19 protein-coding genes are annotated in these 19,104 nt (G+C 59.5%); 9 read left to right on the top strand and 10 right to left on the bottom strand.

The genetic code is table 11. The annotated features are described in order from the left end of the window. Nucleotides 1–2: 2 nt before the first annotated feature. Nucleotides 3–1,142, bottom strand: coding sequence for a glycerate kinase (locus C4J91_RS14445; RefSeq protein WP_124362956.1), 1,140 nt, complete (start codon nucleotides 1,140–1,142; stop codon nucleotides 3–5). Nucleotides 1,143–1,239: 97 nt separating this feature from the next. Continuing rightward, a complete protein-coding gene (locus C4J91_RS14450; protein WP_124362957.1) occupies nucleotides 1,240–2,340 on the bottom strand; it encodes a sugar diacid recognition domain-containing protein in 1,101 nt (366 codons plus the stop codon). Nucleotides 2,341–2,501: 161 nt separating this feature from the next. On the opposite strand from C4J91_RS14450, the gene C4J91_RS14455 reads away from it, so the two are divergent. The 3 genes from C4J91_RS14455 (at nucleotide 2,502) to rarD (ending at nucleotide 6,029) form a co-directional block, all read left to right on the top strand. Then, complete coding sequence (locus C4J91_RS14455) at nucleotides 2,502–3,812, top strand: MFS transporter (RefSeq protein WP_124362958.1); 1,311 nt, start codon at nucleotides 2,502–2,504, stop codon at nucleotides 3,810–3,812. A 168-nt stretch (nucleotides 3,813–3,980) separates the two neighbouring features. After that, a complete protein-coding gene (locus tag C4J91_RS14460; protein WP_124362959.1) occupies nucleotides 3,981–4,988 on the top strand; it encodes an aldo/keto reductase in 1,008 nt (335 codons plus the stop codon). A gap of 159 nt (nucleotides 4,989–5,147) precedes the next feature. Continuing rightward, the gene (gene rarD / locus C4J91_RS14465) at nucleotides 5,148–6,029 is read left to right on the top strand and encodes an EamA family transporter RarD (protein WP_124362960.1); all 882 of its coding nucleotides are present in this window, start codon (nucleotides 5,148–5,150) and stop codon (nucleotides 6,027–6,029) included. Nucleotides 6,030–6,160: 131 nt separating this feature from the next. On the opposite strand, the gene hppD is transcribed toward rarD, so the two are convergent. Next, entirely contained in the window at nucleotides 6,161–7,237 is a 1,077-nt protein-coding gene (gene hppD / locus C4J91_RS14470) for a 4-hydroxyphenylpyruvate dioxygenase (RefSeq protein WP_124362961.1), read from the bottom strand. Between the two features lie 390 nt (nucleotides 7,238–7,627). Between hppD and C4J91_RS14475 the strand changes: the two genes are divergently transcribed. Both C4J91_RS14475 and C4J91_RS14480 read left to right on the top strand, forming a co-directional pair. Continuing rightward, nucleotides 7,628–9,169, top strand: coding sequence for an EAL domain-containing protein (locus C4J91_RS14475; RefSeq protein ID WP_124362962.1), 1,542 nt, complete (start codon nucleotides 7,628–7,630; stop codon nucleotides 9,167–9,169). Nucleotides 9,170–9,361: 192 nt separating this feature from the next. Beyond that, nucleotides 9,362–9,727, top strand: coding sequence for a histone-like nucleoid-structuring protein, MvaT/MvaU family (locus tag C4J91_RS14480; protein ID WP_124362963.1), 366 nt, complete (start codon nucleotides 9,362–9,364; stop codon nucleotides 9,725–9,727). 99 nt (nucleotides 9,728–9,826) lie between these two features. Here the strand turns inward: C4J91_RS14480 and C4J91_RS14485 are convergent, their stop codons facing one another. Beyond that, a complete protein-coding gene (locus tag C4J91_RS14485) occupies nucleotides 9,827–10,363 on the bottom strand; it encodes a DUF4946 domain-containing protein (protein WP_124365158.1) in 537 nt (178 codons plus the stop codon). Nucleotides 10,364–10,541: 178 nt separating this feature from the next. On the opposite strand from C4J91_RS14485, the gene gloA reads away from it, so the two are divergent. Then, nucleotides 10,542–11,063, top strand: a complete 522-nt coding sequence (gene gloA / locus C4J91_RS14490) for a lactoylglutathione lyase (protein WP_124362964.1) — start codon at nucleotides 10,542–10,544, stop codon at nucleotides 11,061–11,063. A gap of 49 nt (nucleotides 11,064–11,112) precedes the next feature. Here the strand turns inward: gloA and ahpF are convergent, their stop codons facing one another. From ahpF to C4J91_RS14505, 3 genes are all read right to left on the bottom strand, one after another. Further along, the gene (ahpF, locus tag C4J91_RS14495) at nucleotides 11,113–12,678 is read right to left on the bottom strand and encodes an alkyl hydroperoxide reductase subunit F (protein ID WP_124362965.1); all 1,566 of its coding nucleotides are present in this window, start codon (nucleotides 12,676–12,678) and stop codon (nucleotides 11,113–11,115) included. A gap of 123 nt (nucleotides 12,679–12,801) precedes the next feature. Then, a complete protein-coding gene (ahpC, locus tag C4J91_RS14500) occupies nucleotides 12,802–13,365 on the bottom strand; it encodes an alkyl hydroperoxide reductase subunit C (protein WP_003191303.1) in 564 nt (187 codons plus the stop codon). A gap of 133 nt (nucleotides 13,366–13,498) precedes the next feature. After that, nucleotides 13,499–14,431, bottom strand: a complete 933-nt coding sequence (locus C4J91_RS14505) for a site-specific integrase (protein WP_124362966.1) — start codon at nucleotides 14,429–14,431, stop codon at nucleotides 13,499–13,501. A 171-nt stretch (nucleotides 14,432–14,602) separates the two neighbouring features. Here C4J91_RS14505 and C4J91_RS14510 point away from each other — a divergent pair, with 171 nt between their 5' ends. After that, a complete protein-coding gene (locus tag C4J91_RS14510) occupies nucleotides 14,603–15,610 on the top strand; it encodes a DNA-binding protein (RefSeq protein ID WP_124362967.1) in 1,008 nt (335 codons plus the stop codon). Here the strand turns inward: C4J91_RS14510 and gorA are convergent, their stop codons facing one another. Then, on the bottom strand, nucleotides 15,611–16,969 hold the full coding sequence (gorA, locus tag C4J91_RS14515) for a glutathione-disulfide reductase (RefSeq protein ID WP_124362968.1): 1,359 nt from the start codon (nucleotides 16,967–16,969) through the stop codon (nucleotides 15,611–15,613). A 106-nt stretch (nucleotides 16,970–17,075) separates the two neighbouring features. After that, nucleotides 17,076–17,915: a UTP--glucose-1-phosphate uridylyltransferase GalU gene (gene galU / locus C4J91_RS14520; protein ID WP_003173830.1), complete on the bottom strand. Its 840-nt coding sequence runs from the start codon at nucleotides 17,913–17,915 to the stop codon at nucleotides 17,076–17,078. 299 nt (nucleotides 17,916–18,214) lie between these two features. Here galU and C4J91_RS14525 point away from each other — a divergent pair, with 299 nt between their 5' ends. Both C4J91_RS14525 and C4J91_RS14530 read left to right on the top strand, forming a co-directional pair. Beyond that, the gene (locus C4J91_RS14525; RefSeq protein WP_124362969.1) at nucleotides 18,215–18,400 is read left to right on the top strand and encodes a hypothetical protein; all 186 of its coding nucleotides are present in this window, start codon (nucleotides 18,215–18,217) and stop codon (nucleotides 18,398–18,400) included. Between the two features lie 143 nt (nucleotides 18,401–18,543). Continuing rightward, nucleotides 18,544–18,825: a hypothetical protein gene (locus C4J91_RS14530; protein ID WP_124362970.1), complete on the top strand. Its 282-nt coding sequence runs from the start codon at nucleotides 18,544–18,546 to the stop codon at nucleotides 18,823–18,825. A gap of 9 nt (nucleotides 18,826–18,834) precedes the next feature. Here C4J91_RS14530 and C4J91_RS14535 read toward each other — a convergent pair whose 3' ends face one another. Beyond that, nucleotides 18,835–19,065 (bottom strand): hypothetical protein, encoded by a 231-nt coding sequence (locus C4J91_RS14535; RefSeq protein WP_124362971.1) that lies wholly within the window; start codon nucleotides 19,063–19,065, stop codon nucleotides 18,835–18,837. Nucleotides 19,066–19,104 lie beyond the last annotated feature (39 nt).

Here is a 19,104-nt window from a genome sequence, read left to right on the forward strand (position 1 = left end):
GTTCAGCCTCGCAGCGCTGTCCGCCATAGCCGGGCGATGTCCGCCGCACGCTCACGCAACAAGCGCGGCGCCTCGCTGCATGCCTGGGCAAGACTCATCGGCCCCGAGGGCAGCGCAAAGGCGGCATCCACGCCGTGGGCGTACATCTGCTCGTAGCCATCGCCCAGGGTTCCGGCGATCACGATCACCGGGACATTGTGTTGCCGGGCAATACGCGCCACGCCAAACGGGGTTTTCCCGCGCAGGGTCTGGGCATCGAAGCGGCCTTCGCCGGTGATGACCAGGTCGGCGCCACGCACCACGGCGTCGAGGCCAACCAGCTCGGCCACCACTTCAACGCCGGCGCGGAACTGCGCGCCGAGGAATGCCTTCGCGGCGAACCCCAAGCCGCCAGCGGCGCCGCTGCCCGGTTCGTCACGCACGTCCTGGGCCAGCACCCTGGCGCAATGGTCGGCAAAATGACCAAGGGCAGCATCCAACTGCTGCACCTGTTCGGGGTTGGCGCCTTTTTGCGGGCCGAAAATCGCCGAGGCGCCGTGGGGACCGCACAGCGGGTTGTTCACATCCGCCGCGATTTCGAAGCAGACCCGCGCCAAGCGTGGGTCGAGGTTTTCCAGGTTAATACGCGCCAGGCCGCTCAACGCCAAGCCACCAGGTGCCAAGGGCTGGTTCTGGGCGTCGAACAACTGCACGCCGAGCGCTTGCACCGCACCTGCGCCGCCATCGTTGGTGGCACTGCCGCCGATCGCCAGGATAATGCGCCGGGCGCCCAGGTCGAGCGCGGCGCGGATCAGCTCGCCGGTGCCATACGTGCTGCTGGAGCAGGCGTCACGCTGGCCCGGTGCAACCAACTGCAGGCCGCTGGCCTCAGCCATTTCGATGATCGCGGTGTGGCTGTCGGCCAACCAGCCCCAATGCGCCTGCACCGTATCGCCCATTGGCCCGCGCACGGCCTGGCTGCGCAATTGGCCGTTACACGCGGCGAGCACTGCTTCGACCGTCCCCTCACCGCCGTCCGCCATCGGGCATTGCACCAGCTGTGCGTCAGGCCAGACCTGAGCCAACCCTTGCGCAATGGCCTGGGCGACCCCTTCGGCACTCAGGCTGTCCTTGAACGAGTCGGGGGCGATGATGATTTTCATGGGCGTTCTCCGGTTTTTATAGCGCCCATGCTGCCAGTTGGCACCGCCAATGACGCCGGTCCGATGCACAAGTGCAGCTGAGGTTTGTTGTTCATTTTTACAAAGCCTGGGGCAACAGTTGCACGCCCAGGTACAGCGCAAGCATGCCATCCAGAGTCAGCGGGTCGACGCCGCTCAGTTCGGCAATCCGTTCCATGCGGTAGCGCAGGCTGTTGCGGTGAATCCCCAGGGCATCGGCACAGGCCTGGCTTTGCCCGTCGTGGTCGCACCATGCGCGCAGCGTGGCCAGCAGTTGGCCGTTGTTGTCCCTGGCGAGGACTTTGCGCAGCGGGTTGAGCAATTCATCCAGGGCATCGTCGTTACGATGGCGCCAGAGCATGACAGGCAGACGATAGCGGTTGAGGATCAACAGGCGCGAATGCGGCAGGATATCTCGACCGTAGGCCAGCAAATCGCTGACACGGCGATAGCACCTGCGCAACCCGGCCAAACCTTGCGCCTGCCCGCCTACGGCGACCCGCAATACCGTCCAGCCCAGGCCGTCGAGCTTTTCCAGCAGGCGCGGGTTATCGATCTGCACTGACGCGGGTCGACACCACAACAGCGACAACGGCGCTGAACTGACGCACCAACTGTCCGGATAACGCGACGTCAGCCAGGCACTCAAGGCTTCGGCCGACTGCCCCGCGCCCAGTTCGAACAGGTAAGGCGTACGCGCCAGTTGCGGCTTGAGGCCCAGTTGTTGCGCTTCGTCGACCAGGCGCGGCGAGTCACCGGTATCGGCCAGCAGCAATGCCAGCAGGTCGTCACAGCGCTGGCGCCGCCACTGCTGCTCGGCCTGCTGGTGGCGGTGACTGACCAGCATCTCGGCGGTCATGCGCACCAGTTCGGCGTAGGTGCGCAGGCCTTGGGGTTCACCGGTGATACCCAGCACACCGATCAAGCGCTGATCATGCATCAGCGGCAAGTTGATGCCAGGCAGCACACCCTTGAGGTGCTTGGCGGTCTGCCCATCGATTTCCACCACGCGCCCGTTCGCCAGCACCAGTTGGGCGCCTTCGTGGCGGGTGTTGATGCGTTCCGGTTCGCCGCTGCCGAGGATCAGGCCCTGGTTGTCCATAACGTTGACGTTGTAGGGCAGGATCGCCATGGTGCGATCGACGATATCCTGTGCCAGCTCATGATCCAGCTCGAACATGGGGCTATTTTCCTTCCAAAGCGAATTGGTCACCGGCACAGCGCAAAGCGGGCATGGCTGTGCGCAAGCACAAAGACAGTTGCCCATCGCGTCGCCGAGACTGTTTGGGCGATCAACGTTACCCTCGCATCGCTAAAAAACATAATAAAGAGAGACTCGCCATGTCACAGAGCGCCGCCGCAGCACTGGCCACCGATGACGATAAAAACGCCATCTACAAGCGCGTTACCCTGCGCCTGATCCCCTTCATCTTTATCTGCTACCTGTTCAACTACCTTGACCGGGTGAACGTTGGCTTTGCCAAGTTGCAGATGCTCGACGCGTTGAAATTCAGTGAAACCGTGTACGGCCTGGGTGCCGGGATCTTCTTTATCGGCTACGTGCTGTGTGGCGTGCCGAGCAACCTGGCGCTGACCCGGTTCGGGCCAAGGCGCTGGATAGCGCTGATGATGATCGTGTGGGGCACCTTGTCCACCTGCCTATTGTTCGTGACCACCCCGACGCATTTCTACACCTTGCGCCTGTTCACCGGCGCCGCCGAGGCGGGGTTCTTTCCCGGTGTGGTGCTGTACCTCTCGCAGTGGTTTCCGACGTTTCGCCGAGGCCGGATCATGGCGCTGTTCATGTCCGCGATTCCGGTCTCCGGCCTGCTTGGCAGCCCGTTCTCCGGCTGGATTCTCAACCACTTTACGGCAGGTCAAGGCGGCCTCGCCGGTTGGCAGTGGATGTTCCTGTTGCAAGGCATTCCCACCGTGATCCTCGGCGCCCTCGCCTACTTCCTGCTCAGTGACAGCTTCGCCCACGCCAAGTGGCTCAAACCCCACGAACGCGCGGTACTGGAAGCCGACCAGGCCACCGATCTTGCGAACAAACCGAAGACCACCACCGACTCCCTGGCCGAGGTGTTCAAGAACCCGGCGATCTGGGCATTCGGCCTGATCTACTTCTGCATCCAGAGCGGCGTCTACGCGATCAACTTCTGGCTGCCGTCGATCATCAAGAACCTGGGGTTCAGCGATAACCTGGTGATCGGCTGGCTCAGTGCGATCCCGTACTTGCTGGCTGCGGTGTTCATGTTGCTGGTGGGGCGCTCCGCAGACTTGCGCAAGGAACGCCGGTGGCACTTGGTGGTGCCGATGCTGATGGGCGCAATTGGCCTGGTGATCGCGGTGAATTTCGCTACCACCCCGGCTATCGCCATTCTCGGCCTGACGATCGCCACCATGGGCGCCCTCACCGGGCTGCCGATGTTCTGGCCGGTGCCCACCGCCATGCTCAGCGCGGGCGCGGCGGCGGGTGGGCTGGCGTTGATCAACTCTATGGGCCAGATGGCCGGGTTTCTCAGCCCCTACATCGTCGGGTTCGTGAAGGATGCGACGGGCTCCACGGATGTGGCGTTGTACTTGCTGGCAGCGGTGATCGTGGCCGGCAGTGTGTTGGCGTTGCGCATGACACGCACCTTGAAGGTGTAAAGTGCGCATCGCCTGCAGGTATCGGAACGGGTGAAAGTGCTGCAGCGTTTTCTACAGGTGCGCTGCCAGACGTTGCTGAGCGCGTGAAGAAATACGCACAGGGCTTGTTCCAGAGCGTTGGTGTCTGGTATTGCATGAGCCACGTTTGCCTGCCATGAGGAGCTTTGCATGATTTACCGCACATTGGGCCAGTCCGGGTTGAAGGTCAGCGCACTGACACTAGGCACCATGATGTTTGGCGAACAGACCAGCACCGAAGACTCGCTGCGCATCATCGATAAGGCCTGGAGTCAAGGCATCAACTTTATCGACACCGCCGACATCTACACCGGCGGGCGCTCCGAGGAGATCGTCGGCGAGGCCATCGCGCGCAACCGCCAGGACTGGGTGGTGGCGTCGAAGGTCGGGATCGGCCCGGTGGATGGCGTGCCCAACCGCAACGGGCTGAGCCGCAAACGCCTGTTCAACGCGCTGGAGGCGAGCCTGGCGCGTTTGGACACCGATTACCTGGACATCTACTACCTGCACCGCGAGGACCACGACACGCCGCTGGAAGTCACGGTATCGGCGATCGGCGACCTGATTCGCCAGGGCAAAGTGCGCTACTGGGGGTTATCCAACTACCGTGGCTGGCGTATTGCCGAGGTCATCCGCGTGGCCGAGCGCCTGGGCGTTGACAGGCCCATCATCAGTCAGCCGTTGTACAACATCGTCAATCGCCAGGCCGAGGTCGAGCAAATCACCGCCGCGGCCGCCTATGGACTGGGCGTGGTGCCCTACAGCCCGTTGGCGCGTGGCGTGCTCAGCGGCAAGTACGCCCCCGACCTGACACCTGAACCGGGCAGCCGCGCGGCACGCCAGGACAAACGCATCCTGGAAACCGAATGGCGCGTCGAATCGCTGCGCATCGCCCAGCAGATCCAGCAATACACCCAGGGCCGTGGCGTGGGGATGGTTGAGTTCGCGATTGCCTGGGTGCTGGACAACGCGGCAGTGAGTTCAGCGATTGTCGGCCCGCGCACCGAGGCGCAGTGGGATGCATATACCGGGGCATTGGCGGTAGAGATCACGGCGCAGGATGAGGCGTTCGTCGACTCATTGGTAACGCCGGGGCATTCGTCCACGCCGGGCTTCAATGACGTCGGGCATTTCGTGTCGGGCCGAGTGACGCGTTAGTCGCGATGACGCGTTCTCGCTGACCACGAAAACGCGTTCAAACCGCGCATTACACGAAAATTTACGCAAGCCCGCCCCAAAACAGCGCAGCGCTTTGACGCTAAAAGCACCATAATCCTCTGCTGGAATTGGATCTGAATCGGCTTTCGCGAGGACAGCGTGTCTAAAGGTGTTGCGTTATCGGTATTGGCCTCGGTGTTGTTCGCCGTGATGTATTACTTCACGTCCCTGCTCACACCGTTGAGTGGCCTGGAAATTTTCGGCTGGCGCATGTTGCTGACCGTGCCCTGCATGACCGTATTCATGGTAGTCAGCGGCGAATGGCGGCGGGTGTGGGAGTTGCTGCGTCTGCTGGCGGCCAGGCCGCGCTTGATCGGCGGCGTGCTGGTGTCGTCTGCGTTGCTCGGCGTGCAGTTATGGCTGTTCATGTGGGCACCGCTCAATGGCCGCAGCCTGGATGTGTCGGTGGGGTATTTCCTGTTGCCGCTGACCATGGTGTTGACCGGGCGCCTGGTCTACGGCGAACAGTTGTCGCGCTTGCAGCAGATCGCCGTGGTATTTGCCGCATTGGGTGTGCTCAACGAGCTGTACCAGGCCGGCGGTTTTTCCTGGGCGACGCTGGTAGTGATCATCGGTTACCCCGTGTATTTCGTGGTGCGTAAATACCTGACCACCGACCATCTGGGCGGCCTGTGGCTGGACATGGCGTTGATGTTGCCGGTGGCCTGGTGGTTCGTGCAAAGCGGCGAACAAGGCTTTGCGGTACTGGATGCACAGCCCAAGCTCTACGCGTTGATTCCCATGCTGGGCGTCATCAGTGCCTCGGCGCTGGTGAGCTATATCATCGCCAGCCGTTTGCTGGCCTTCAGCCTGTTCGGCCTGCTCAGTTATGTGGAGCCGGTGTTGTTGCTGGCGGTCGCGCTACTGCTGGGTGAAGGCATCAAGGGCGGGCAATGGCTGACCTATATCCCGATCTGGCTGGCGGTGATGGTGCTGGTGTATGAGGGATTCAAGCACTTGGTGCGTCAGCGCAAGGCTTGACTCGGTCAAAAATGTGGGAGGGGGCTTGCCCCCGATAAGGCAGTGTCAGTCAGCGCATATGTGACTGAGCCACCGCCATCGGGGGCAAGCCCCCTCCCACATTTGATCGCTGTTGTGTCAGGGATTATTGCTTAGTCAGCGGTCAACACACCGCGACGCACCTGATCACGCTCAATGGACTCGAACAACGCCTTGAAGTTGCCCTCGCCGAAGCCATCGTCGCCTTTACGCTGAATGAATTCGAAGAACACCGGGCCCATCAGGGTTTCCGAGAATATCTGCAGCAGCAGGCGCTTGTCGCCCTCGATCGAGGAGCCATCGAGCAAAATGCCGCGCGCCTGCAGTTGGTCCACCGGTTCGCCGTGGTTCGGCAAGCGGCCTTCGAGCATCTCGTAGTAGGTGTCCGGCGGCGCAGTCATGAAACGCATGCCGATCTTCTTCAGCGCATCCCAGGTCTGGACCAGGTCGTCGGTGAGGAACGCCACATGCTGGATGCCCTCGCCGTTGAACTGCATCAGGAACTCTTCGATCTGGCCGGCGCCCTTGGAGGACTCTTCGTTCAACGGGATGCGGATCATGCCATCCGGCGCGCTCATGGCCTTGGAGGTCAGGCCGGTGTATTCGCCCTTGATATCGAAGTAGCGCGCTTCACGGAAGTTGAACAGCTTCTCGTAGAAGTTGGCCCAGTAAGCCATGCGGCCGCGGTAGACGTTGTGGGTCAGGTGATCAATGACCTTCAGGCCGGCGCCCTGCGGGTTACGGTCTACGCCTTCGAGGTAGACGAAGTCGATGTCATAGATCGAGCTGCCTTCGCCAAAACGGTCGATCAGGTACAGCGGCGCCCCGCCGATGCCTTTGATCGCTGGCAGGTTCAATTCCATCGGGCCGGTGTCGATATGAATCGGCTGGGCCCCGAGTTCCAGGGCGCGCTTGTAGGCTTCCTGCGAGTTCTTCACGCGAAACGCCATGCCGCACACCGACGGCCCGTGTTCGGCGGCGAAGTACGAGGCCAGGCTGTTGGGCTCATTATTGAGGATCAGGTTGATCTCGCCCTGGCGGAACAGGTGCACGTTCTTGGAGCGGTGGGTTGCAACCTTGGTGAAGCCCATGATCTCGAAGATCGGCTCCAGGGTGCCCGGGGTCGGCGAGGCGAATTCAATGAACTCAAAGCCCATCAGGCCCATCGGGTTTTCGTATTGGTCGGTCATGTTCGGTGCCTCATCATGCTTGGGGTAACAACTAGTTATTTACTAGCTATATGGTTATTTGCGGGCAAGGATGAGGTCAGCGGGTGGCGCACAGGAAAGGCCTCGCACGCTGCGGGCGAGGAAGTCGCCAAAGATGAGGGGCGAACCGAGTTGCTTCATGTCATCAGTCTCTGACGGCGAGGCTTGCGTGAGCGCAAGTCCATATTCTTGTATGCGTAAATCGATTCTACACAGCGTAACCGTGTTTGTCCGTACTCTTATCAAATCTCCATTGCCTTGCTGTGCGCAAGGAGTTTAGTGCGCAGATAAGACGTTACGTTTTGCCGAGCACCGTGTGGCAATGCCATCTATCATCGGCATAGTCTCCCCTTTCTGCATGGCTGCCCCTGTATGCCCCTGACCTCCCAAGGCCCACGAAACCGAGTCGCCTGCTATGTGTTCAGCGCAGTCTGCGGCCTGCTTCCCGTTTTGCTTGGGGTGGTAATTCTTTATTGGCAGGCCGAGCGCACGCTTGAGCAAAGCACCGCGCAAACGGCGCAGGAAGCCGTGCGTCAGTTCGACTTGATGCTCGACAACACCGCCGCCGCCGCCCAAGCACTGTTACCACTGGCCGGCTTGCCGTGTGATAAGGCCGCGAAGCTGGCGCTGCGTGAGCAGGTCACTCGTCGGCCGTTCGTGCGCGCCACCACCTTGTCCTGGCAGAAAAACATTTATTGCAGCTCGTTGTTTGGCAGCGGTTATGAGTCGCCGGTCAACCCGGATGACTACGTTGACGGCAGTTTGTGGTTGATGAACGGCAACCCCGTCACGCCGGATACCGCGCTGCTGGTTTACCGGCTGGTCGACGGCGATCGAGCCGCGTTCGCTTCAATTGACGGCTACCACCTCACCAATGCCCTGCGCCTGATCAGCCGCTATGCCTTCCTGGTGCTGAAGGTCGGCCCCCATTGGCTGGACGCCGGGGGCAAAGTGCATACCAGCGCGCCACCGACGTTTGCCGTGGCCCAGCACTTTTTGGCCTCCAACCGCTATCCCTACAGCGTTGACGTGGGCATGCCCGAGGGTGAGGTGTGGCGTTATATGCAGGCGCGTTACCCGGCGGTGTTCAGTCTGGTGGTGTTTTTTGGGGTGCTGGCCGGCGTCCTGGCCCATTGGCTGCAGAAGCGCTCTTCGGCACCTACCCACGAGTTGCAACGGGCCTTGGGCGCCAACGAGTTCATTCCCTATTTCCAGCCGGTGGTGCGCGGCGACACGCGCCAATGGGCCGGCTGCGAAGTGCTGATGCGCTGGAAGCATCCTAAAGAGGGACTGGTGCGGCCGGACCTGTTCATCCCCCTGGCCGAGCACTGCGGCCTGATCGTGCCCATGACCCGTGCCCTGCTGCGCCAGACCGCCGCGCAATTGGCGCCGCATGCCGAGCACTTCAGCCCGGGCTTCCATATTGGTGTGAACATCACCGCGCGGCATTGCCACGATCTGGATCTGGTGGACGACTGCCGGGAGTTCCTTGCGGCCTTCCCGCCCGGCCAGGTCACCCTGGTACTCGAGTTGACCGAGCGCGAGCTGATCGAACCCACCGACATCACGCGCCGCTTGTTCGACGCGTTGCACCAGTTGGGCGTGATGATCGCAATCGACGACTTCGGCACCGGGCATTCAAGCCTGGCTTACTTGCGCAACTTCAATGTGGATTACTTGAAGATCGATCAAAGCTTCGTCGCCATGATCGGTGCGGATGCGCTCTCCCGGCATATTCTCGACAGCATCATAGAACTGTCCGCCAAGCTCGACCTGGGTATCGTGGCTGAGGGTGTGGAAACAGCGCAACAGTGTGATTACCTCATTGCAAAAGGCGTGGACCTTTTGCAGGGTTACCTGTTCGGCCGTCCGGTACCCTGCGATGAATTCATTAAGGCGTTGACCCGCCATTGAATAGCCATCGACTTTAGATGAAACAATCTTATTTAGACAAAGACATGATTTACTCGAAGTGGATTAACCACTACAATTTTTCGTGCCGGCGATACACTCACGCAGGTGTTTTCGTTGAGTTAGCTTAATCCTCTTGGCTTAAGGCTTTCTTCGCAGTAGCTATCAGCTAACTACACTATTGGAGTACAGATTTTGTCCAGACTCGCCGAATTTCGCGCAGCAGAAAAAGCCCTTCAAGAGCAGCTCGCCCAGCTGGAATCGCTGAAGAACGACGCCGGGCTGAAGAAAGAAATCGAATTCGAAGAAAAACTTACAAAGCTGATGAGCAGTTATGACAAGAGCCTGCGCGATGTGATCGCCATCCTTGATCCAAACCCGGGCAAATCGGCTGCTGCAGCCGTTCGTGCGCCGAAACAGCGCCGCGCACGTGTGGTCAAGGTTTACCAGAACCCGCATACCGGCGAGCTGATCGAGACCAAAGGCGGCAACCACCGCGGCCTTAAAGCCTGGAAAGAAGAGCACGGCGCAGCCACTGTAGACTCTTGGCTTCGCGGTTGATTAACATGCACTAACAGAAAGCCCCGCTTACGCGGGGCTTTTCGTTATAGGTTCACAAACGAAACTAACTTAAGTTCACATTCGTTCGCCTAGAACCATTCAAAGTTTGAGGCTATCACGCACCGAACTGACCTCATCTTTGCTGGCCTCGTACGCTTGCGCCTGGCCCGCATATGAAAACACGTAGGCTTTATCGACATCCACTGCCCCCACTAGTGTTTGCGACAGCACATGTCGACCGTTCTCGGTAATCACACAGGTAGTTTCCAGCGCCTCAAGACGGCTCAATGTAGCGGGGTGCATTTTGGTGCACACGCTTTGATAACCACCCTGGGCAAAATCTTTCTGGATGGATTTACGCATTTCCAGCAAAACGCCTTGAAGATTGACGTTATGCCCAGCCTCGATCGGCGTACCGGTCAACTCCATCACCATCAAGGTCTTGCCATTTTCATCATTTTTGATCGCGCGCTGCCGCGACACGCTCTGGGTCTTTCCGGTTGCGTTGCCATCGGGCTCAACTTCCTCGACCTGCCAGCCGCTGGGCCAATGAATTTCCGGCTCGGCCGCCAGTACGAACGGGCTGCCCAACACTAAGCACAACGTAGCCAATAACGGTTTACGAAACTCGATCATTGCCAAAAGCATCCAAGGTTCCAGCACCAAAGTTTGCGGCCCGAGCCCCGCCCCTCGCAAGGGCCGCGTGAGCTTTTTCATTTGGCGCGATCGGCAGGCCTTGCGTATCATGGCTCGGCTGCACGGATGCTTGCCGCAAGCCAAGGGACCGCTTTGCCCCATTTTTTCTGGAGGGCCCATGAGCCTGCACGAACTGAACACCTTTCCCGGCGTTACTGCCCAACCCGACACCGCCACCACGAACTTCGTGTTCAACCACACCATGTTGCGGGTCAAGGACATCACCAAGTCGCTGGATTTCTACACCCGCGTCCTGGGTTTTTCCCTGGTTGAAAAACGCGATTTCCCGGAAGCCGAATTCAGCCTGTATTTCCTGGCCCTGGTGGACAAGGCACAGATCCCGGCTGACGCTGCCGAGCGCACCCAGTGGATGAAGTCGATCCCAGGCATTCTGGAACTGACCCACAACCACGGCACCGAAAACGACGCCGACTTCGCTTACCACAACGGCAACACCGACCCGCGTGGCTTTGGCCATATTTGCATCTCGGTGCCGGATATCGTCGCGGCATGCGAACGCTTCGAGGCCCTGGGCTGCGATTTCCAGAAGCGCCTGAGCGATGGCCGCATGAAAAGCCTGGCCTTCATCAAGGACCCGGACGCCTACTGGGTTGAAATCATTCAGCCAGCACCGCTGTAAAACAAAAACCCCATGATCGCTCATGGGGTTTTTTATTTGCGCGCTGTTTTTACGCCGGCGCGGACGTGCGGATCAGATGGTCGAACGCGCTAAGGGAAGCCTTGGCGCCCTCGCCTACCGCGATGACGATCTGCTTATACGGCACGGTCGTCACGTCACCGGCGGCGAATACACCCGGCAATGAGGTCTCGCCACGCGCATCGACGATGATCTCGCCGCGAGGCGTCAGTTCCACGGTGCCTTTGAGCCAGTCGGTGTTAGGCAGCAAACCGATCTGCACGAAAATGCCTTCCAGGTCGATGGTCTTGAACTCGCCGCTGTCGCGGTCCTTGTAGGCAAGACCAGTGACTTTTTGGCCATCGCCCTTGACTTCACTGGTCAGCGCGCTGGTGATCACATCGACGTTTGGCAGGCTGTACAGCTTGCGCTGCAACACAGCGTCAGCACGTAGCTTGCTGTCGAACTCGAGCAACGTGACGTGGCTGACAATGCCGGCCAGGTCGATGGCCGCTTCGACGCCGGAGTTACCGCCACCGATCACCGCCACGCGTTTGCCCTTGAACAGCGGGCCATCGCAGTGCGGGCAGAAGCACACGCCCTTGGCCTTGTATTCCTGCTCGCCCGGCACACCCATTTCACGCCAGCGCGCACCGGTGGCCAGGATCACAGTCTTGGACTTGAGCGTCGCGCCGCTTTCGAAGCGAATTTCGTGCAACTCACCGGCATTCTTCGCGGGTACCAGGCTGCTGGCACGCTGCAGGTTCATGATGTCGACGTCGTACTGACGCACGTGGGCTTCCAGGGCATTGGCCAGCTTCGGGCCTTCGGTTTCCTGGACCGAGATAAAGTTCTCGATGGACATGGTGTCCAGCACCTGGCCACCAAACCGCTCGGCGGCCACGCCGGTACGGATGCCTTTGCGTGCAGCGTAGATCGCGGCCGACGAGCCCGCCGGGCCACCGCCGACAACCAGTACATCAAAAGCATCCTTGGCACTGATTTTCTCGGCCGCTTTTTCAATACCGCTGGTGTCGAGCTTGGCGAGGATTTCTTCCAGGCCCATGCGGCCCTGGCCGAAATTCACACCGTTGAGGTAGACACTGGGCACTGCCATGATCTGACGCTCATCGACTTCGGCCTGGAACAGCGCGCCGTCGATGGCCACGTGGCGGATATTGGGATTAAGCACGGCCATCAGGTTCAGCGCCTGGACCACGTCCGGGCAGTTCTGGCACGACAGCGAGAAGTACGTCTCGAAGCTGAACTCGCCTTTCAGCGCGCGGATCTGTTCGATCACTTCGACACTGGCCTTCGACGGGTGGCCACCGACTTGCAACAGGGCCAACACCAAGGACGTGAATTCATGGCCCATGGGGATGCCGGCGAAACGCAGGCTGATATCGGCACCCGGGCGGTTGATGGAGAACGACGGCTTGCGCGCATCATTGCCATCGATGTTCAGGGTAATCAGCGTAGTGAGGCTGGCTACGTCCTGCAAAAGAGCGAGCATTTCCTGGGATTTCGCACCGTCGTCGAGGGAGGCGACGATCTCGATCGGCTGGGTGACCCGCTCCAGGTAAGATTTCAACTGAGCTTTAAGATTGGCGTCCAACATACGGGCGATTTCCTTTAATTCTGGTATAAAAAAACGCCCGAACGAATCTCGCCCGGGCGTTTTTTGAGGGCGGTTGCAGCTTACTGGGTAGGTGCGGATACCCGCCCTTGGGACTTCACAGACTTAGATCTTGCCGACCAGGTCAAGGGACGGAGCCAGAGTGGCCTCGCCTTCTTTCCACTTGGCTGGGCACACTTCGCCTGGGTGGGCAGCGACATACTGAGCAGCCTTGATCTTGCGCAACAGCTCGGAAGCGTCACGGCCAACACCGCCGTCGTTCAGTTCAACGATCTTGATCTGGCCTTCCGGGTTGATCACGAAGGTACCGCGGTCTGCCAGGCCAGCTTCTTCGATCAGCACGTCGAAGTTGCGGGAGATGGTCAGGGTTGGGTCGCCGATCATGGTGTACTGGATCTTGCCGATGGCTGGCGAGGTGTTGTGCCAGGCAGCGTGGGCAAAGTGGGTGTCGGTGGACACGCTGTAGATTTCGACGCCCAGTTTCTGGAATTCGGCGTAGTTGTCAGCCAGGTCTTCCAGCTCAGTCGGGCAAACGAAGGTGAAGTCGGCTGGGTAGAAGAACACTACGGACCACTTGCCTTTCAGGTCAGCGTCGGTCACATCGACGAAGCTGCCGTTTTTGAAAGCGGTGGCTTTAAACGGTTTTACTTGGCTGTTGATGATAGGCATCGTTGACTCTCCGTCAGGGGTTAAGAAGTTGATGAGGTGAATCCTACCCACTCCAACCGACGATGGCTCATTGGCAAACCTGATGCTGACGATTGGTTTTCCCTATCAGGCGGCTGTATTAATAGAAGAAATCTCACAGCAGCGGTTGAGTCGCCAGCGTCATGCCGAGAAAGGGCGTCGCTTCAACATAGCGCATGGCCGATTTCATGTCGCTCCAGCCGACGTAACTCATCAATGACTTCAAATCCCAGCCGCTGCGATGGGCCCAGGTAGCGAAGCCACGTCGCAGGGAGTGGCTGGTGTACTGCTCGGCGGGGATGCCTGCGCGCTCCAGGGCTTGACGCAATAAGGGGATCACGCTGTTGGGGTGCAGCCCCTCCTCCCCCAGATTGCCCCAGCGATCGATCCCGCGAAACACCGGGCCACGTACCAATGCCGAGGCACTGAGCCATTCGCTATAAGCCTGTACCGGGCACAAGCGCAACAGCGCGGGGGTGTGGTAGGTCTTGCCGAGGTTATCGCGGTCACTTTTGCTGCGCGGCAAGTACAGGCTGATGCCGGCCCCAGGCACTGCCTGGACATGCTCGATGCTCAAGCGACACAGCTCATCGCTGCGAAAGCCGCGCCAGAACCCCAACAGGATCAGCGCCGTGTCTCGCTTGGCACGCAGTAACCCGGGCTGATCCTGGTTTTCAGCGGCTTGCCTGGCCTCATTCTCAAGCGATGCAACCACCTGCTCCAGATGCGTGAGCTGCAATGGCTGCGCTTGCCGCTCCTGCGCCGGGTGCACGGCGCGGATGCCCTTGAGCACCTTGCGCACCACCGGCGCCTTGGTCGGGTCGGCAAACCCCTGACTGGTGTGCCACTGCGCCAAGGCAGAGAGCCGCAACTTCAAGGTGTTGACGGCCAGCACGCCCGCATGCGCCACCAGATAGCGCGCCACGCTGTCGCTGGTTGCCGGCAGGAACCCACCCCAACTGACTTCGAAATGCTCGATGGCCGCGCGGTAGCTACGGCGGGTGTTATCGCGGGTAGCGGCATTGAGGTAACGGTCAAGATCACTCATGGCAGGGCCCATTCGTACTGCGAACGCCTGTATCGACGTTGAAAATGCGTGTGACACGGGATAATACGCCAATATCCCATCTGTTAAATAATGAATTTAAAGAGTTTTTCAGCCGTGATACCGTATGTATATACATATCATGTACCACAGTACGAAATCGACGGAGACCCCATGGCACGCGGCGGCATAAACAAAGCAGTGGTTCAAACGGCACGCCAGGCAATCCTCGCCCGCGGTGAAAACCCCAGCATTGATGCTGTACGCATCGAGATGGGCAATACCGGCTCGAAAACCACGATTCATCGCTATTTAAAGGAACTGGACGAAAGCGAAGCCCGGCAAACCATCACCGAAGCGCCTATCGACGATGAGCTGGGTGAATTGGTGGCACGCCTCGCACAACGCCTGAAGGAGAAAGCCCAGGAACCCATCGACCTTGCCCTGGCGCAGTTCGAGCAGCAGAAAAGCGCCCTGCTCACTCAGTTTGAAGCCCTGCAGGAGGCCCATCACCAACTGCAACAGCAGTTTGATATCCAGGCCGCCGCCCTCGCCGAGGAAAGCGCTGCGCTGCAAACCGCCAGTACCAGCCTGCAGGCCGAGCAAACGCGTAATGCCGGGCTAAGCCAGGCATGCAGCGATTACGAACTGAGGATCAACGACAAGGACGAGCAGATTCGCTCCCTGGAAGACAAGCACCTCCACGCCCGCGATGCGCTTGAGCACTACCGCAACGCCGTCAAGGAGCAGCGTGAGCAGGAACAGCGTCGCCATGAAGGCCAGTTGCAGCAGGTACAGGCCGAACTGCGCCAGGCCCAGCAGAGTGCGCTGGTGCGTCAGGATGAAATCACTCAGTTGCATCGAGACAATGAACGCGTGTTGATCGAGCATCGGGTGACTGCCAAGGCGCTGAGCGCACTGCAGGAGCAGGTACGCAAAGACCAGGCGCTGCGACTCGAATTGAACGAGAGGATTAGCCAGGTCGACAGCGAGCGCACGCTGCTTCAAGAGCGCCTGCGGGTTGCGCTGCTGGAAAGTCAGTCACGAAAGGACGCGCTGACCGAACATCAACAGGCCAACAAGGCGCTGGAACTGGACCTGATCAAGGCCCAGGCCAGCATTGAAGCGTTGCGCCTGGCCGCCGTCGTTGCAACGACGCCAGAGGCAACGCCCGAGCCCTGATCAGCTCGCCACAGGCGTGCGCATGGTGACGAACTCTTCCGCCGCCGTCGGATGCACGCCAATGGTCTCGTCGAAATGCTGTTTGGTCGCGCCTGCCTTGAGCGCGATCGCCAGGCCCTGCACGATCTCGCCGGCGTCGGGCCCAACCATGTGGCAGCCCAGCACTTTGTCGGTGTCGGCGTCGACCACCAGCTTCATCAGGGTCTTTTCCTGGCAGTCCGTCAGGGTCAGCTTCATGGGCCGGAAACGGCTTTCGAAGATCTGCACCTTGTGGCCGTTCTTCTTCGCCTCTTCTTCCGTGAGGCCCACCGTACCGATGTTCGGCAGGCTGAACACAGCCGTTGGAATCATCGCGTAATCCACCGCGCGGTATTGCTCGGGCTTGAACAGGCGACGCGCCACCGCCATGCCTTCGGCCAGGGCCACCGGCGTCAATTGCACGCGGCCGATCACATCACCAATGGCCAGGATCGACGGCTCGGCGGTCTGATACAGATCATCCACGCTGACAAAGCCACGCTCGTCGAGTGTGACACCGGTGTTTTCCAGGCCCAGGTTGTCCAGCATCGGCCGGCGGCCGGTGGCGTAGAACACACAATCGGCTTCCAGCACGCGACCGTCTTTCAAGGTGGCCTTGAGGCTGCCATCGGCTTGCTTGTCGATGCGCTCGATATCGGCATTGAATTGCAGGTCGAGGCCGCGCTTGGTCAGCTCTTCCTGCAAATGCTTGCGCACCGCGCCATCGAACCCGCGCAGGAACAGGTCGCCGCGGTACAGCAACGAGGTCCGTGCGCCCAGGCCATGGAAAATGCCTGCGAACTCAACGGCGATATAACCACCGCCCACCACCAGTACGCGCTTTGGCAGCTCTTTCAGGAAGAACGCTTCGTTCGAGCCGATGGCGTGCTCACGCCCTGGAATCTCAGGGATCTGCGGCCAGCCGCCCGTGGCGATCAGGATATGTTTGGCGGTGAAGCGCTGGCCGTTGATTTCCACCTGATGGGGATCAACCACGCGCGCATGCCCTTCGTGCAGGGTCACGCCGCTGTTGACCAGCAAATTGCGATAGATGTCGTTGAGACGGTTGATCTCGCGGTCTTTGTTGGCGATCAGGGTCGCCCAGTCAAAGTTCGCTTCACCCAACGACCAGCCAAAACCGCTGGCCTGTTCGAAGTCTTCGGCAAAGTGCGCGCCGTACACCAACAGCTTCTTTGGCACGCACCCCACATTCACACAGGTACCGCCCAGGTAGCGGCTTTCCGCCACGGCCACCTTGGCGCCAAATCCGGCGGCAAAGCGCGCCGCGCGAACACCGCCGGAACCGGCGCCAATTACATACAGGTCAAAATCGTAGGCCATTTCATTCTCCTCGGCAGGCCATCAGCATACCGACTTACATGGGGCTGAAAAACGAAAAAGCCACCCGAAGGTGGCTTTCACTTGAAACAGATGAGCAACGCTAAAATCAGTAAGCTTTGCCAGTCTTGTAGAAGTGCTCGTAGCAGAAGTTGGTAGCTTCGATGTAGCCTTCAGCGCCGCCGCAGTCGAAACGCTGGCCTTTGAACTTGTAGGCAATCACGCAACCGTCTTTGGCTTGCTTGAGCAGGGCGTCGGTGATCTGGATCTCGCCGCCTTTGCCTGGCTCGGTTTCTTCGATCAGCTTGAAGATGTCCGGGGTCAGGATGTAACGGCCGATGATCGCCAGGTTGGACGGTGCATCTTCCGGCGCAGGTTTTTCGACCATGTCACGCACGCGGATCAGGCCATCACCAATGTCGTCACCGGCGATCACGCCGTACTTGTTGGTTTCTGTCGGGTTTACTTCCATCACTGCAACGATGGTGCAGCGGTATTTCTGGTAGAGCTTGACCATCTGGGTCAGCACGCCGTCGCCTTCCAAGTTCACGCACAGGTCATCGGCCAGTACCACGGCGAACGGTTCATCACCGATCAGTGGACGACCGGTGAGGATGGCGTGGCCGAGGCCTTTCATCTGGGTCTGACGGGTGTAGGAGAACGAGCATTCGTCGAGCAGCTTGCGGATACCGACCAGGTATTTTTCCTTGTCGGTGCCCTTGATCTGGTTTTCCAGCTCATAGCTGATGTCGAAGTGGTCTTCCAGCGCGCGCTTGCCGCGGCCGGTCACGATGGAGATTTCATTCAAGCCGGCATCCAGTGCCTCTTCGACGCCGTACTGAATCAGTGGCTTGTTCACCACCGGCAGCATCTCTTTGGGCATGGCTTTGGTCGCTGGCAGGAAGCGAGTGCCGTAACCGGCTGCTGGGAACAAGCATTTCTTGATCATATGAGTCCTTACAAAGGGCTGTGCGTACGGAATTCGGCGCAGTCTAATGAGGCCGCAGTCACCTTACAATGGGTCCTGCTGGCGCCGCGATGTCATCATAGAGAAAAAATGTCGGCGTAAGTTCCGCTGATCTTTCAACAGGCAGACTGACCGGCGCTTGGGGGTTGATGTTTCCAAGGGCTGCACCCTTTGTAGCACGCTTTTCGGCGTCCGGCACCGGGCTTGAATTACTTGGGCAAACCCGGAGTATTTGCGGCTATCATTGCACCCTTGAATCAGCTTAAGAGATTGCTAATTAGATGTCAGAACCAAAAGGCGTAAACGGCTACCTGATCACCCAACGTGCGGACGGCTGGCACCTGATCAACTTCCATGGCGACAGCATCGCAGGCGTTTTCGAGACCGAAGCCATGGCGATTGCGGTAGCCGAAGTGTTTGTGGATGAAGCAGGTCATGCGTCGAGCAAGCGGCCAAAAGGCAAATAATCCACGTTGCCTTGCATCAAAAGCCCCGCCAAGCGGGGCTTTTTTGTGTTTGGCTGTACCTAGATGGCAGTTCGCTATAATCTTCCGCCAACGCCCCACAATAGTGTCAGCGCTCCCCTCAACACCTTCGAAGACGACTCTCTATGAACAAGATCCTGGCACTCACTGCGGTATTGGCGCTGGCCGGCTGCACCACCACGTCGGACACCTACCTGAAAAATGGCGAACAAGGCTTGACCATCGACTGCTCGGGCGAAGCCAACTCGTGGGCCAGTTGCTATGAGAAAGCTGACGCCTCGTGCGCAGGGACTGGCTACCGTATCGTCGGCACCGACGGCACCCCATCACTCAAGGAAAGCGAACAGACACTGGGCAAGGACGTGGGCAATTTCAAAAGCCGCAGCGTAGTGGTGGTGTGCAAGTAAGCCGTAGCACTACAGATGAACTTCGGCGAACTTGATCCCAAGGCTGCGCAGGATTTCGATCAAGTCATCCAGGCGCGGAAATGACTCGACCTCATCCTGATCATCCACCAGGAAGTAACTGCGGCCGTCACTCTTCTTGAAAAAGACGATCCACTCGCCCAGGTCGGCGGGGTTCTGGATGACGTGGGTCGCCGTGATCTGACCTTCAGCATGGCGGGCTTTAACGTGTTCTCGCTTCATAATGGGCGTTCCAGGCAGGGCATGCCGCTCAGACCCAGG

This window comes from Pseudomonas sp. R3-52-08 (assembly GCF_003851745.1).
Classification (GTDB): Bacteria; Pseudomonadota; Gammaproteobacteria; order Pseudomonadales; family Pseudomonadaceae; genus Aquipseudomonas.